Consider the following 15,494-nt stretch of genomic DNA (forward strand, 5'->3'; position numbering starts at 1 on the left):
ATTCACAAGGATGAGGTGATCAAATGAAATTTACAAATGGATTTTGGTTAATACGTGATGGCTTAGAATTAATTTCTGGTGTTCAATTTTTTAAAGCTTATCAAGTTGATAATAAACTAAGAGTATTAGTTGCCCCAAAGGATCTATCGGAACGTGCATCTCAACTTGATACGGCAATATTAACGGTTGAATTTTCAACGCCCATGGAAGATGTGATTTGTGTAAAAATATATCATCATAAAGGACAGAGAAAAAGAGGCCCGGAATTTCAATTAAACGAACAGAAAGTTCCATATTCTATTGAAGAAAATGAAGAGGAGATCATTTTTAGTAGTGGAAAAACGAGTGCAAGGATAAACAAAAAAGGACCATGGGAAGTACAATATTTTTATAATGGAATAAAATTAACCAAGAGTTCTTTTAAATCCATGGCACATATTACTAATACAAAAGATCAAAGTACTTATCTGCGTGAGGAGCTAAGCTTAGGTGTTGGTGAATATATCTATGGACTTGGTGAAAGATTTACACCATTTGTAAAAAACGGACAAACTGTTGATATATGGAATGAAGATGGAGGGACAGCGTCAGAACAAGCCTATAAAAATATTCCTTTTTATGTTTCAAATAAGGGATATGGTGTGTTTGTTAATCATCCGGAGAAAGTTTCCTTCGAGGTCGCTTCAGAAAAAGTATCGAAGGTTCAGTTTAGTGTCAAAGGTGAATCATTAGAATATTTTATATTTGGAAGTGATTCCATAAAAAATACGATTACTAATTATACGACGTTAACAGGTAAACCTACTATTCCACCTGCCTGGTCATTTGGATTATGGTTATCCACATCATTTACAACAAATTATGATGAAGAAACGGTAAATAGTTTTGTAGATGGGATGAAAGAAAGAGACATTCCATTATCAGTCTTCCATTACGATTGTTTTTGGATGGAAGCCTTTCATTGGACCGATTTTGAATGGGATAAAAAAATGTTCCCTGATCCGGAAGGTATGCTGAAAAGATTAAAAGACAAGGGTTTGCGGATTTGTATATGGATTAATCCTTATATTTCCCAAGAATCGAAACTATTCAATGAAGCTGTAGAAAAAGGATATTTAATCAAAAAATTTAACGGAGACATCTGGCAATGGGATAAATGGCAGCCTGGTATGGGGATTGTTGATTTTACTAATCCTGCTGCATGTGAGTGGTATGCAAATCATTTACGCCGGTTAGTTGATATGGGTGTGGATTCTTTTAAAACGGACTTTGGCGAAAGAATCCCAACGGATGTTGTTTATTATGATGGTTCCGATCCTGTTAAAATGCATAATTATTATTCATTCTTATATAACAAACTTGTATTTAATGTGCTTAAGGAAAAACGTGGCGAAAGAGAAGTTACCTTGTTTGCACGCTCAGCGACTACGGGTGGGCAACAATTCCCGGTACATTGGGGTGGTGATTGTGATGCAACCTATGAGTCCATGGCTGAAAGTTTGCGTGGTGGATTATCTTTAGGTCTGGCAGGTTTTGGTTTCTGGAGCCATGATATAGGAGGATTTGAAAGCACTGCATCGACGGATCTTTTTAAACGTTGGCTTGCTTTTGGACTTTTATCAAGTCATAGTCGTTTACATGGAAGTAAGTCATACCGCGTCCCTTGGGCATATGATGAAGAGTCTGTTGAAGTTGCTCGATTCTTCACAAAACTGAAGGCTAAGTTAATGCCTTATATTTTTAACTTGGCAAATGAAGCAGCACAATTTGGTTTGCCAATGACTAGGGCAATGGTCCTTGAATTCCAAGGTGACCCAGCAGTTGAAACGCTTGATCGCCAGTATATGTTCGGTGACTCACTACTAGTTGCACCTGTTTTCAATGAAAAGGGAGACGTTTCCTTTTATTTACCAGAGGGTAGATGGACACATCTTTTATCAAATGAAGAGGTTAACGGTGGGACATGGAGATTGGAGCACCATGATTACTTAAGCTTACCTCTATATGTAAAACCAAATTCAATTATTGCTTTAGGGTCTATTGACTCTCGTGCTGATTATGATTATGCAAGTAATGTTGAACTTCATGTCTTTGCATTAGAAGATGGGAAAACTGCAACTGCAATTGTACGTAATGAAAAATCAGAAATTGACTTAATTGTAAATGTTGCAAGGAGTGGTCAAGAATTAAAAGTCAAGGTTATTCATTCTGTTGTTGGTAAACCATGGAGTTTAATTCTGAGAAATATTTATAATATATCGCTGATTCATAATGGCACTTTTGAACAAACGGATTTGGGGATGAAAGTAGTTCCGGATGAGTATACAGATTATATCACAATTTCACTTTAAAACATTTAATTAAAAAATAAGGACATGTCTATTTAAAAGATGTGTCCTTTCAGATATTAAAGGAGCAAGGAAAAATTGTTCTGAATAATGATCCTATCATCATTATCTAGAAATATAACGGGATACCCAAGTAATTCTATGAATTCATACGAAAATGGTTAGATCTTTGGGATGTAAAATATGTCCAATTATTATACGAGGAGATGAAATTTATATGTCAATTATAAAATTTCCAAAAGATATGAAGTGGGGTACAGCAACGGCTTCTTATCAAATAGAAGGAGCCGCTTTTGAAGATGGAAGAGGGCTTTCTATTTGGGACACATTTTCCCATACACCTGGTAAAGTGAAAAATGGTGACAATGGAGATGTTGCCTGTGACAGTTATCATCGTTATGAGGAAGATATTGAGTTAATAAAAGATTTAGGAATAAATATTTATCGTTTTTCAGTTTCTTGGCCAAGAATTTATCCGAATGGAACAGGAAAAATTAATCAAAAGGGAATTGAATTCTATCATAAGTTTATTGATAAATTATTGGAAAATGGAATTGAACCAATGTGCACTTTGTATCACTGGGATTTGCCACAAGCACTTCAAGATAAAGGGGGATGGGCCAACCGTGAAACAATAGAAGCTTTTGTCAATTATGCCGAAACAATGTTCAAAGAATTTAATGGGAAAATTAAATATTGGATTACATTAAATGAACCATGGTGTGTTTCATTCTTATCAAATTATATAGGTACACATGCTCCTGGTAATCAAGATTTGCAATTAGCAACTGATATCTCCCACCATCTCTTGATTGCACATGGTAAAACTGTTTCTAAATTTCGTGAATTAAATATTGAAGGAGAAATTGGTTATGCACCAAATACAACATGGCTAGAGCCATTCAGTGATAAACAGGAAGATATTGATGCTTGTCATCGAGAAATTGGTCATTATGTAGAGTGGTTTATGGATCCTGTTTTCAAGGGAGAATATCCTCAATTTATGCTTGACTGGTTCCGAAAAAAAGGTGTGAGGCTACATATTCAAGATGGAGATTTAGAATCAATTAATCAACCAATTGACTTTTTAGGAATAAATTACTACACAGGGTATATTGCTCGTTATAAAGAAAACTCAGGTTTATTTGATTTTGAATATATCAAAATGGGTTATGAACGGACAGAAATTGATTGGCCAGTATATCCAGAAGGGTTCTATAAGGTTTTAACTTATATTAACAACCGTTATGGGAATATACCAATCTATATAACTGAAAATGGTGCTTGCTACAACGATGAACCAATCAATGGGAAGATAAAGGATAAGAAGCGTATTAAATATTTAAAACAACATTTAGTTGCTTTAAGTCGTGCAATTGAATCTGGTGTTAATATTAAAGGATATCTTTTATGGTCATTAATGGATAACTTTGAATGGGCAGAAGGATATAGTAAACGATTTGGAATTGTTCACGTTGATTACGACACATTAAAACGAACGAAAAAAGATAGCTTTTATTGGTATAAAAAACTGGTTGGAAATAACTGGTTTGAATTTTAAATCATTTTATTTTGAAAGAAGGGATTAGTAAACTTTGGGTCACATTTACATATCCGATAAATAAATTATTAGTTTCTTAATAAATGATAAATCAAAACTTAGAACCTTAGCGAAGAAATGTAGCCAATGAACTGTTGTGATGTCGTATCGTTAAGGTTTCATGGATTTAAGTCAAGATTTTGGACACCAATAAGTAAAATTTAATTACTATCTCAGGTCATATTTTTCATAACATTATGTATGAGTAAAATTATTGTGGGCAGAAATTTTACCCCCTTCATTTATTGAGCAATTTATCGTTCACTAAATGAAGGGGGAAGCAAGCGATAGCGCGGTAGGAATGTAGGCAAAATTCATGAAAAAAGGGACACTCCTTGGTAGAATGATAGTCGACAAAACAAATCACTACAAAAAAGAGTTATCCCTCATGGAAAAGAATAGCATAAAATACCCGAATTTAAAAGAAATTGAGCAAATGGTTTGGAGGCAATTACAGGAAACATTCCGCATAGTTATGGAAAAAGTTTTAGAAGAGATAGATAATCAAATATCCACCGAAAGAGACAAAAAGCGGTACCGATTAGTAGAAAAACGGAAAATCTTGATGGACAGTCTTTTTGGTGAAATAGAGGTAAATCGGTACAATTATCGAGACCGTGAAAAAGGGTAAATTGTCTACCTTCTTGATAGTTATCTTGAATATGAAGGAGCTGGGGGATTCAGTCCTCTCGTGGAGGAAGCAGCCATAGAATTAGCTGTTCGTGGAACCTCATACGGTCATGCGACTCAATCGTTAGGGACTTCTAGGCTACAAAGTGATTAGTCATGAGACCATCCGTCAACACTTATTACAAACAGCAAGCATCCCTAAAAAGCGAGAACGTGTACTCAATCGTATTTTATTTGCAGAAGTAGTTGGGATCCATATCAAACGCCAAGGCAAGCGAAAAAGGTCTAAGGAAGGGAAAATTGTGGTGATTTATCAGGGATGGGAAGTGAACGAACGGAAAACGAGTATAATTAAAGAATAAACGCCTTTTTGTCCACAAAGGAGGGCAACCGTATTGGGAAGCATTTGAGGATTTTCTCATAGAGAACTTTGAGTATGATCCAACATTTCATAAATTGGTCATCAATGGGGGGATGGAGCTCCATGGATAACAGAATGCCGCAATTATTTTCATAACAGGGCTTTCTTTACAATTGAACGCTTCCATGTAGCTAAGGAAATTTGTAGTATATTTCGTAACCATTCTCGTTACAAAGAAATCCGTAAGGCTTTGGCAACTTCTGATGGAGAAAAACTCTTAACAGAATTAAATAGTGCAGTGGGGACATTATAAGATGAGACGAAGGAAGAAAGCTTAGAGGCTCTTATTGGGCAATTGGAGAAGTCCCCAGAAGCTTTAGGTGACTATCGAAAATGGCTGGAGGAGCATGGGATTGATACAAACGGAATGCGTCCAATGGGAGGTGCAGAAGCCACGATGAGTGTTTTTGCCAAAAGATTAAAAAATGGATGCAGCTGGGGAGATAATGGTGTAAGTGCCATGATGACAGGTTTAGTGGCATATTTGATAAGATGGTTTTTAGACCGTCTTTGGACGAATGGACCGGTGGACAGAGAACAAGGAGGAAATGAAATCATCAAAGTATTATGTTAAAAAGGTGACAAGAACAGTTGAAGAAGTGACAAGAGACAATCTAACGTACTTAAAAGGCAAGTCAAATATACCAATATATCAGGCTTTAAAAGCATTAAGAGACTTTTAAAAAATAGAAAAATTCCACCAAGGAGTTACCATAAATATGTGAATCCGCTTATATTTAATAAGGGATAAAAAATTGCCCATAAATACTTGACTCAGTCCAGACTTTTTGTACCCTTTAATAATCCAGCAATATCCATAGGAAGACCTATTTCTAAATGTATTCGCAGTCTAGCATACATTTAAATGATAGAGCATCTTCCCGTTTTTTTCCACTCATCTGCCCTTCAAGTAAAATTTTACACATACTCAAGTTATCCACAATTCAAAAAACAAAATAAGCAATTTCGGTTCGTTTTGACTTTTAGAGTAGAAAAACAGATGGGAAAATTCTCCAACTGTGGATAAGTCGTTTTTTCATAGAACATCTAGAAATCGATAAATTTACTCCTCAGGGCTGACCCTATCGAGGTAATTGCGATGTTACAAACTCCTTGTAGCTCAAGGACTTATAAAGGGGATTAAAAAAACTTTCCCCCAAAAAAGAGGCAAAAACAAATAGAATTAGCACAAAAAAGAAGGTTGGGGAATATTCACCCCAATAAAACAAAACAGGTGAAGCCGCACCAACAGTAAGTTAAAATAGTTAATAACCAAAAAACAAATTTTAACACTGAGGGGGTCACCTGTATGGCTATTATACCACAAATGAGTCTATTTACGTGGAAAGAAATTGATGAACTTGGAGATTTAGAACGACTTCGGCTCGTGTTCGAGTACATGCCTGATGAAGAGTTAATGAAGAGTCTTGAAAGGGAAAGAGGGAAAGGTCGTAACGACTATCCCGTTCATGCCATGTGGAATTCCGTATTGGCGGGTATCGTGTTTCAACATGAAAGTATTGAGAAGCTACGCCGGGAGCTTTCTCGTAATGGTCAATTACGAGATATGTGTGGTGTTGAAGGACAAGTGCCATCTCCATGGTCCTATACACAATTTCTAAAAAAGTTAATGGATCATATAACGATGATCGATGAGATGTTCCTTACATTAGTGAATCAACTATCTGAATGGTTACCAGACTTTGGCAAACATTTAGCGATGGACAGCAAAGCAATCTCATCGTTTTCTAAACAGAAGAACAAGACTATATCTTGTGTGTGCCCAGAAACAGGAAAGATGCGCGTAATGTGTAACGGTGGTTTTGAAAGGGATCGAAGCACCCTAAAAAAACTTTGCCCTGCAAAGCAAATGGGCATTACTTGTGAGGGTCAAGCGCAATGCCCGATTGTGCAAGGGATACGGATTCCATTGTCTGAAGATCGTCGCATTTTCACGCCGATAGATCGTTCAAGCTATAAGTGGAAAAGGGAATATAATAAGCGGACTGCGGTCGAGCGTGTAAATAGTCGACTGGATGTCTCTTTTGGGTTTGAGCTTCATACCATTCGAGGCATGAATAAGATGAAACTTTGATGCGGGCTATCGCTATGCGTCATGTTAGCCATGGCGGTGGGCCCGATAAAAGAGAACCAGCCCGAGAAGATGCGTAGTTTAGTTAGCGCATAAAAAATTAGAATATCCACATGTGGATAAGTTTCTGACTTAAAAATCATCCACAAAAAGAGTTTTGTGGATAACAGGATTCGTGTGCTTTTTTTTGGTGTTTAAAAAAACCAATTTATGGAATTCAATCATTTATTGGTTAATTTTCAAGATTGGAGAAGAGTCACCTTTTTTGTGAAACAAGATAAAAATTTTAACATCGCAAAAAGCTTCTATCGAGAAAAACTTGACACATACGCCCAGTTAAACGTGTAATTGCTCGTCACTACCCCGCAATGGATCGACCAGCTTGGGGAAATCACCGCCTGTTCTGAAGATAGGATAAGATGCTTGGTTTCATCCGGCGTACCCATAAAATGGAATATCTGTGTAACCAGTTACATATCAAAGTACAAATACGTTTCCATGCGCCGTTCATGCGTATGGATTGGCATGGTGTTCATATTTTATGAGATTGCTAAATTACTATGCTTAATAATAAACAAACTATCAATCCAACAACAGAGTTTACTAATTCTAATAATCCCCATGTTTTAAAAGTGTCTTTCATAGAAATACCTAGTGTTTGTTGGAATAATAGAAATCCTCCATCATACATTAAAGTTATTGTGTTACTTCCACAAGCTATTGCCAGCAACATAAGTACTGGACTAACATTAAAACTGCTTAACATAGGCTGCATTATACCAGCAACAGTAATCGCCGAAACGGCTCCTTGTCCAGTCATAAGTCGGATAACAACAGTGAGTATCCAAGCTAAAATTAGAGGTGATAAACTACTATGCTCCATTACTTTTACTATGTTGTTCCCTACCCCACTATCAATAATGATTTGTTTAAATGCACCTCCGGCGGCAATTACTAAAATGACATTTGCAACTTCTGAAATAGCTTTTGACATATGTGTTTGAATAGTTTGTCCATCCATTCCTCTTTTTATCCCAAAAAAGTACATACCCACTAATAAAGCAATCGTCATACTAACTTCAGCACTACCAAAAAATGAAACTAATTTATATAACATTGAATTTTCATTTGTGAAAAATTTAACAATTGAAGATATTACCATAATAATTGCTGGAATAAGAGGTACCAATAAACTAGTCCCAAATTTAGGCATCTCTTCTTCAGTAAATTTTTTAGGAGCCTTGAGAATATCAGCCAAAGGAAGTTTATCTAAATTCCTTAAAAATTTTGGTAGAATAATTCCTGCACATATAACAGATGGGATGATAACAATTGCTCCAATTATATAAACTTGACCCACATCTACATTAAATGCTGATACAAGTGCCATAGGACCAGGTTGTGGAGGAAAAAGGCTATGCCCCATAGTTGCTCCCGTAACAGTTGGAATAATCAACTTCATATATGGTATTTTAGCTTCTTTTGCAATACTAATAACAAGTGGTGCTGCAATGAGAAATGCTACTTCATAGAACATGGCCATACCAAAAATAATACCAATTAAAACTAAAGCCCATTGCAAATATTTTATCCCAAATTTATCGATTATTGTTGTCGCTATCCTTTGAGAAGCACCTGATTCTGTCATCAATTTTCCAATAACCGCTCCAAGTGCGACAATTAAAGCCAGCGAACCCATTGTGCTCCCGACGCCAGATTCAATTGTCGTTGCAATTTTACCAATATCCATTCTTTCCATTAGTCCTACAAATAATGCAACCAATAGAAGTGCTAAGATATTATGCATCTTATACTTCAAATTAAAAAGCAAAAGTAATAAAATTCCTAAAGCCACCCATAAAAACGAAAAAAACACGTCCATTATTTTTTTCCTCCTTCAATAAAGAACAATTATCTCTACTTGAACCCTTATCTAATCATCTGCTCACAAAACTGATGATTAGATAATTATAATTGAGTATTTTTACTTCATTAAGATACCTGCTTTTCTAACGCTTCCCACAATCCATTTAGATATGCAATCCCTAGTGCTCTATCATATAAGCCATAACCAGGACGGCCAACTTCACCCCAGATCATTCTGCCGTGATCGGGTCTCATATATCCGTCAAAGCCGACATCATGGAATGCTTTCATAATTTCGTACATATCCAAAGATCCTAGTTCAGATAAATGAGCGGATTCGTGGAAATTCACATCACTTGTAAATTTAATATTCCGGCAATGTGCAAAGGCGATTCTGTCTCTTTCCCCAAAATATCTAATCAATTGCGGCACATTATTTTCCGGATTTTCCCCTAATGATCCGGTACATAATGTCAGACAATTGCTTGGGCTGTCTACCATTTCCACGATTCTCTTTAAATCATCAAAGTTTTTTACAATTCTTGGCAATCCAAAGATACCCTTTGGTGGATCATCTGGGTGGATAGCCATTTTAATGTCATATTCTTCACATGTTGGTATAATTGCTTCCAAGAAATATTTCAGATTCGCAGTTAATTTATTTTCGTCTACATCCTTGTATTTTTCGAATAACCTCTTTATTTCCTTTAGCCGTTCCGGTTCCCAGCCTGGCATAACAAAACCATTTGAATTGCTTGTCAAAGACTCTACCATATTGGTTGGGTCGATTTTATCAACAATAGCTTGATCATAGGACAAAACGGTTGATCCATCTTCAAGTTCAAATGCCAAATCTGTTCTGGTCCAATCAAAAATAGGCATAAAATTGTAACAAATTACTTTAATACCATATTTTGATAATTTTTTGATTGTTTGAATATAATTTTCGATGTATTGATCTCTTGATGGCAATCCAATTTTAATATCATCATGGATATTAACGCTTTCAATAACTTCCAAAGTTAAACCCGCTTTTTCCACAACGTCTTTCATATGTTTGATTTTGTCTTCAGGCCATACTTCCCCGACAGGCACATCATACAGCGCACCAACTACCCCCTTTACATTCGGAATCTGCTTGATTTGTTGAAGTGTAATCTTATCATCTTTCTCACCAAACCATCTGAATATCATTTGCATGTCAAATCTACTCCTCTCATGTCAAGTATTTCTTTAATGTTGCTCGGACTGCACCTGTGCCAGCAATTAATTCTCTTACATAGCCCTCAATTTTTTTTCCAAGTCCAACACTGTATAAATTCACACCAAAAATAGATTGGTTTGAAAGCAAAGGTTGTAAATGATCTTTAACCGAATTCGGATCACCTAATTTTAATAAGGAAATATATCCCTGAAGTTCTTCAATCAAAGGATCCGGACTTAATTTCATGGTATTTCCCTCATCGTTCAGTCCCATTAAGTATCTGCACCATCCGGCTATTACCAGTGGAATATAACATAAGTTTTTTGCTTGATCTTTATAAAGTTTTATCGTTTCACCAAATCTAATCGCAAGTTTTTGTGATGTATCGGAAATAATTCTTTGTGGTGTATCTGGAATATTTTTATTTGGAAGCCTCTTTTCCATCACTTCATCAATGAACTTTTTAGGTTCAATAATCACGGGATTGATTACTACTGGCAAACCTTCCTGATACCCAACTTTTTCTATAAGCTTTTTAATTTCCGGATCTTTCATCTCTTCTGCAATCGATGTATATCCTAATAAACAACCATAAATCGCCATTGACGTATGAAGCGGATTCAAGCAAGTACAAACTTTCATTCTTTCAACTTTATCAACTGTTTCTCTATCAGTGAGGTAAACACCAGCTTTTTCAAATGGAGGCCGCCCATTCGGAAAATCATCTTCTATGACCAGGTAATGTGTTTCCTCAGTATTGACAAACGGTGCTGAAACCGATCCTTTTTTAGTTTGAATGATTTCCATTGATTCTAAGCCTAGTTCTTTTAATAAATCTTCAACCACTTGAGATGGGCTTGGTGTAATGCGATCTATCATACTCCATGGATATGATACTTTGTCTCCATTTAATAGATAATTAATAAATCCATCATCAACAAAGCCTTTTTCTTTCCAGTGCTTTGCAATTTCATATATAGAGGATTTCAGCTTATCACCATTATGGGAAAAATTATCGGTACTCAACAAAGCAATCGGAAATGAACCGCATTTATACCTTTCTAATAACATAGATGCTAAGATGGACATTCCATGTTTGACATGTTCTGGCCCATTTTCAATATCTTCCTTCACAATTGGCAAGTAATCACCCGAAGAGCTTTTTAAATTATAACCTTTTTCAGTAATTGTAAAAGATACAATTTGCAAGGAAGGTGACTTAAATATCTCTTTTATTCTGTCAACAGATGCAGAAGATTGATCTGAATAAAAATAGCTTTCCACAACACTCCCAATTACTTCTTTATCTATTGAACCATCAGCTTTTGTTACACACATTAATGTCAAATTATCATGGTCATGATAGATTTTTTCTACCACTTCATCATCAAAAATATTTACCACAATAATTCCGGTATTGGCTAGATCATTTTCAATTAGGTGTTGTTGAATTTTCGCATGGAAACATCTAAAGATATTTCCTCCACCAAAATGAATCCAGGTTGGTGTATTTTTCGTATTCTTTTTTACTTTTTCTAGATCAAATTTTGGCAGCCTAATACCTCGAATTGTAAATTCTTCTTTTTTTTCTTCTATTTCTTTTTGAAGCAGAAAAAGCATTTTTTAAAATTCCCCCATTTTCTTTTTTTAAAGATAAAAAATGTTTATTATTAAGAAAATTAGTTTTCCTACTTACCTATATCTTTAATTTACTTTTTATTTTTTAATAATAAGGTACATAATTTCATTAGAAAAAAATTAATTTCATTTATATTCTTACTTCTGCAACTTTAGAATGTACATAGTTCTGGACAATACTTAGGGCTTGCTTAACAAACAGAAATTACGAATTTGACAATTGGCACTTTTCTAAAATATAAAGTGGAAACACGTAAAAACTTGCACTTGATGACCATAAATATGTACTAAAAACCGAACTACGAATAACCTTTATAGAAGAAATTTCTTACTTTCCTTCTATTTGATAGAAAATTAAATAAAGAACATTATTTCGCCCGTCTTGCAGAAAGGTTCCTTTGATAGAAGGTAGAAGTAAAGTATGCCAAGTTCTTCAAGAAAAAATATAAGGACAAACGGCTTGCTCTGTCAGAATCACCCTTGGAGCTCTTTATATTAAAATAATTCTTGGCTATCTAACAGGGAGCTTTCGAACAGATTAGTACCTTCAGTCTCTTACTAGTTTGCTTGAATCTCAAGAAAAAAATCCATTTGAACATTCTCTGATGAACTTAATAACAAAATGCATTTTTTATAGTCTAATTTGTATTACCAATTTTTTGATACATTTATCCCCTTATTCCTCCTCTTTTTTTATAATTTATTTACTCTGTTACTCCGTTCTTAAATATTGCAATCTCATGCATATGGCGAATCTCACTTTTTGTCTTCTTCCCGCTCGCGACTTCAAGAATAAAAGAAATAAATTGTTCCACTACTTCGTCCATTTCTTCATCCAGCAGCCGCCCCGCATTAAAATCAATCCATTGCTTTTTCTTTTCGTAAAGTTCAGTGTTTGTTGATACTTTAACTGTTGGCACAAATGTTCCAAACGGCGTGCCCCTGCCAGTTGTGAACAGAACCATCTGGCAATCCGCCGCTGCAAGTGCAGTTGAAGAAACAAGATCATTGCCGGGTGCCTGGAGGAGGGATAACCCTTTTTCCCTTAGTTTTTCTCCGTATTCCAGCACATCGACTACTGCGGATGTTCCTGCTTTTTGCGTGCAGCCAAGAGATTTGTCTTCCAAAGTGGTAATTCCCCCTGCCTTATTGCCCGGAGAAGGATTTTCATAGATTGGCTGCCCATAAGAAGCAAAATAATCTTTAAAATGATTAATGAGTGACACAATTTTATTGAATACGATCTCATCTTTTGCACGGGCCATTAACATTTTTTCAGCTCCGAACATTTCCGGAACTTCCGTTAAAACAGTGGTGCCGCCTTGAGAAATGACAAAATCTGAAAATCTCCCAAGCAGCGGATTGCCGGTAATGCCCGAAAACCCGTCTGAGCCGCCGCATTTCAACCCGATTTTCAGTTCCGATAATGGCAGATCGATCCGCTGGTCATCTTTTGCAGCTTTATTCAATTCTTCCAATAGTTGGATGCCTGTTTCCACTTCATCTTCAACATCCTGGCAAATCATAAACTTTACGCGTGTTTCATCAAATTCCCCCATTTGTGCCTTCAATTCTTCCAGCTGGTTATTTTCGCAACCAAGCCCGAAGATAAGCACACCGCCGGCATTCGGATGGGTGGCAGCATCCATTAAAATTTTGCGGGTGTTCTGCAAGTCATCCCCCAGCTGGGAACAGCCGTATGGATGTTTAAACAAAATGATTTCATCAAATGCACCGTTGTCAGGGTGATTCGCCTTAAATTGGTCAACGAGCAGATCACCGATCATATTGATGCATCCGACGGTCGGGATGATGTATAAATCATTGCGTATCCCGGTTTTTCCGTTTTTCCGCAAATATCCTTTAAAAGTACGGCTGTCTTTCGGAAAGATGTGGGGATGAAGTTCCGGCTTGTACTCGTATTCCACTTTTCCGGAAAGATTGGTACTGACGTTATGGGTATGGACCCAGCAGCCTTGTTTGATCTTTTTTGTAGCATGTCCAATGGGTGACCCGTATTTTATAATGTCAATGTTCTCTCCGATATCTTCTAAAGCAATTTTGTGCCCTCTTTTTATTGCTTCGTTTACGGTGATCGTCCTGTCCCCGGATGTTAGGACATCACCCGGCTCTAAATCCTGAAGAGCAACGAGTACATTATCCCGGGGATTCAACTGAATGGTTTTATTTTTCAACCTGTAATGCCTCCTCGTTGGCCTGCTGCACTGCCCTGCGAACGCCCTCTTTTTCTATCAACTGTAAGCCCTTTTCAACCTGGGCGAGCAGACCGTCAATTTTAGTCAAATCCATTCCCCATAAGGCTTCGTTACTTAAAATATGCCAAACATAGCGGTCAGAGTGATATGCCATTGAAAATTCCTTCAAAACATTTGGCAAATCAATCGCTTTAGCAGAGGCATGATCCTGATCTCCGTAAATTTTCAGCAGCCCGGATAATGCTAATGCAATTCTAACCGGGATTTTGTGGAATCTTTTTACATGTTCCTCCAACATGGGTAATAGTCGTGCCTTAAATTTTGAAACGCTGTTTAAAGCAATCGCATCTAGCTGGTGTTCCATATACGGATTTCTGAAACGTTCCTGAATTTCCGCCGCGTAACTTGTCAGCTCTTCTTTTGGCAAATCCAGTGACGGGATAATTTCCGCAAACATTTCGCAGTCAATCAACCGGTAAAAATCGGGATCTTCCATTACCCCGCCGACTGTTTTAATACCGGCAAGCCGCGCCAGGCAGGCCATTGTTGTATGGGGGCCGTTTAGTAAGTACACTTTCCGGTCGCGGTACGGTTTTAAATGATCGGTGACCACGACATTCAGCCCCGCTTTTTTGAGCGGCAGTTCTTCTTCCAGTTCCTTGGGACCTTCAATTACCCAAATGAGAAACGGTTCTGCTTTAGCAATTAACGTATCTTCATAGCCCCATTCTTCCCAAAGTTTTTCTGCGCGGTCTTTCGGATAACCCGGGACAATCCGGTCGACTAGGCTGGAGCAGAAAGTATTTTCTGATTCAAGCCAGCTGCTGAAATCTTTGCCAAGCTTCCACTCATCCGCATAACGGTGTACAATTTCTTTCAGTACCTTGCCATTATTTTCAATGAGCTCGCAAGGAATGATGTAAAACCCCCTTTTTCCGGCCTTATATCTTTCATAGAGCAGTGCCGTCAGTTTCGCTGGGAAACTGACGGGAGGACGGTCGGATAATACGTCTCCATCATGATAGACGATGCCGGCTTCCGTCGTATTGGAAAAAATAAACCGGATGTTGTCATCATGTGCCAGTTGTAAATAAGCACCGTAATTTTCATAAGGATTGATCCCGTTATTTACGGATGAAACAATCTCATGGGATTGGACTTCTTTTCCATTTTGCACTCCTTCCAGCATGACTGTAAATAAATAGTCCTGTCCAGCAAGCTCCCCGACTCTTCCACTAGGCAATGATTGTACAATCGTCACTCCTCCTTGAAAAAGCCCACGTTTGTTCATTTGCTGAATCTGCCAGTCTACAAAAGCCCGAAGAAAATTTCCTTCTCCAAACTGAATGGCTTTTGTTGGGTACCGCTGCAAATCTTTCACGTACGAATTAGATAATTTTTTCAATTCCGCCCCTCCTTTATTTCCTATTTGGAAATTAAGTTTCCTATTTGTTCTTACAATCCTTATTATAATCCGCT

Annotated in this window: 11 protein-coding genes and 3 pseudogenes; 8 read left to right on the forward strand and 6 right to left on the reverse strand. The window is 36.9% G+C overall.

Going from position 1 to position 15,494, the window contains the following annotated elements; genetic code table 11:
- Positions 1-23: 23 nt before the first annotated feature.
- From yicI to NSQ14_RS02380, 8 genes and pseudogenes are all read left to right on the forward strand, one after another.
- Complete coding sequence (yicI, locus tag NSQ14_RS02345) at positions 24-2,351, forward strand: alpha-xylosidase (RefSeq protein ID WP_343190671.1); 2,328 nt, start codon at positions 24-26, stop codon at positions 2,349-2,351.
- 214 nt (positions 2,352-2,565) lie between these two features.
- Complete coding sequence (locus NSQ14_RS02350; protein WP_343190672.1) at positions 2,566-3,909, forward strand: GH1 family beta-glucosidase; 1,344 nt, start codon at positions 2,566-2,568, stop codon at positions 3,907-3,909.
- 427 nt (positions 3,910-4,336) lie between these two features.
- Positions 4,337-4,579: a UPF0236 family transposase-like protein gene (locus NSQ14_RS02355; RefSeq protein ID WP_343190673.1), complete on the forward strand. Its 243-nt coding sequence runs from the start codon at positions 4,337-4,339 to the stop codon at positions 4,577-4,579.
- Between the two features lie 145 nt (positions 4,580-4,724).
- Positions 4,725-4,940, forward strand: a complete 216-nt coding sequence (locus tag NSQ14_RS02360; protein WP_343190674.1) for a UPF0236 family transposase-like protein — start codon at positions 4,725-4,727, stop codon at positions 4,938-4,940.
- A gap of 43 nt (positions 4,941-4,983) precedes the next feature.
- Positions 4,984-5,070: pseudogene (locus NSQ14_RS02365) on the forward strand (hypothetical protein); the annotation flags it as partial.
- Positions 5,067-5,573: pseudogene (locus tag NSQ14_RS02370) on the forward strand (UPF0236 family transposase-like protein). The pseudogenes NSQ14_RS02365 and NSQ14_RS02370, both read left to right, overlap by 4 nt.
- On the forward strand, positions 5,548-5,682 hold the full coding sequence (locus tag NSQ14_RS02375; RefSeq protein ID WP_346216821.1) for a hypothetical protein: 135 nt from the start codon (positions 5,548-5,550) through the stop codon (positions 5,680-5,682). The pseudogene NSQ14_RS02370 and the gene NSQ14_RS02375 overlap by 26 nt, the downstream one beginning before the upstream one ends.
- Positions 5,683-6,308: 626 nt before the next feature.
- Positions 6,309-7,094, forward strand: a complete 786-nt coding sequence (locus tag NSQ14_RS02380; RefSeq protein ID WP_425516398.1) for a transposase — start codon at positions 6,309-6,311, stop codon at positions 7,092-7,094.
- 302 nt (positions 7,095-7,396) lie between these two features.
- On the opposite strand, the pseudogene NSQ14_RS02385 reads toward NSQ14_RS02380, so the two are convergent.
- The 6 genes and pseudogenes from NSQ14_RS02385 to NSQ14_RS02410 form a co-directional block, all read right to left on the reverse strand.
- Positions 7,397-7,624, reverse strand: a pseudogene (locus NSQ14_RS02385) (5-dehydro-4-deoxy-D-glucuronate isomerase); the annotation flags it as partial.
- A gap of 17 nt (positions 7,625-7,641) precedes the next feature.
- On the reverse strand, positions 7,642-8,973 hold the full coding sequence (locus NSQ14_RS02390; RefSeq protein WP_343190675.1) for a gluconate:H+ symporter: 1,332 nt from the start codon (positions 8,971-8,973) through the stop codon (positions 7,642-7,644).
- Positions 8,974-9,083: 110 nt separating this feature from the next.
- Positions 9,084-10,157 (reverse strand): mannonate dehydratase, encoded by a 1,074-nt coding sequence (gene uxuA, locus NSQ14_RS02395; protein ID WP_110134128.1) that lies wholly within the window; start codon positions 10,155-10,157, stop codon positions 9,084-9,086.
- A gap of 16 nt (positions 10,158-10,173) precedes the next feature.
- The gene (locus NSQ14_RS02400) at positions 10,174-11,781 is read right to left on the reverse strand and encodes a mannitol dehydrogenase family protein (protein ID WP_343190676.1); all 1,608 of its coding nucleotides are present in this window, start codon (positions 11,779-11,781) and stop codon (positions 10,174-10,176) included.
- 722 nt (positions 11,782-12,503) lie between these two features.
- Positions 12,504-13,994 carry an altronate dehydratase family protein gene (locus tag NSQ14_RS02405; RefSeq protein ID WP_343190677.1) on the reverse strand — a complete coding sequence of 497 codons (1,491 nt, stop codon included), beginning with the start codon at positions 13,992-13,994 and terminating at the stop codon, positions 12,504-12,506.
- On the reverse strand, positions 13,984-15,420 hold the full coding sequence (locus NSQ14_RS02410) for a tagaturonate reductase (protein WP_343190678.1): 1,437 nt from the start codon (positions 15,418-15,420) through the stop codon (positions 13,984-13,986). The genes NSQ14_RS02405 and NSQ14_RS02410 overlap by 11 nt, the downstream gene beginning before the upstream one ends.
- Between the last annotated feature and the right edge of the window lie 74 nt (positions 15,421-15,494).

The sequence above is a fragment of the Caldifermentibacillus hisashii genome (assembly GCF_039654145.1).
Taxonomy (GTDB): domain Bacteria; phylum Bacillota; class Bacilli; order Bacillales; family Caldibacillaceae; genus Caldifermentibacillus; species Caldifermentibacillus hisashii.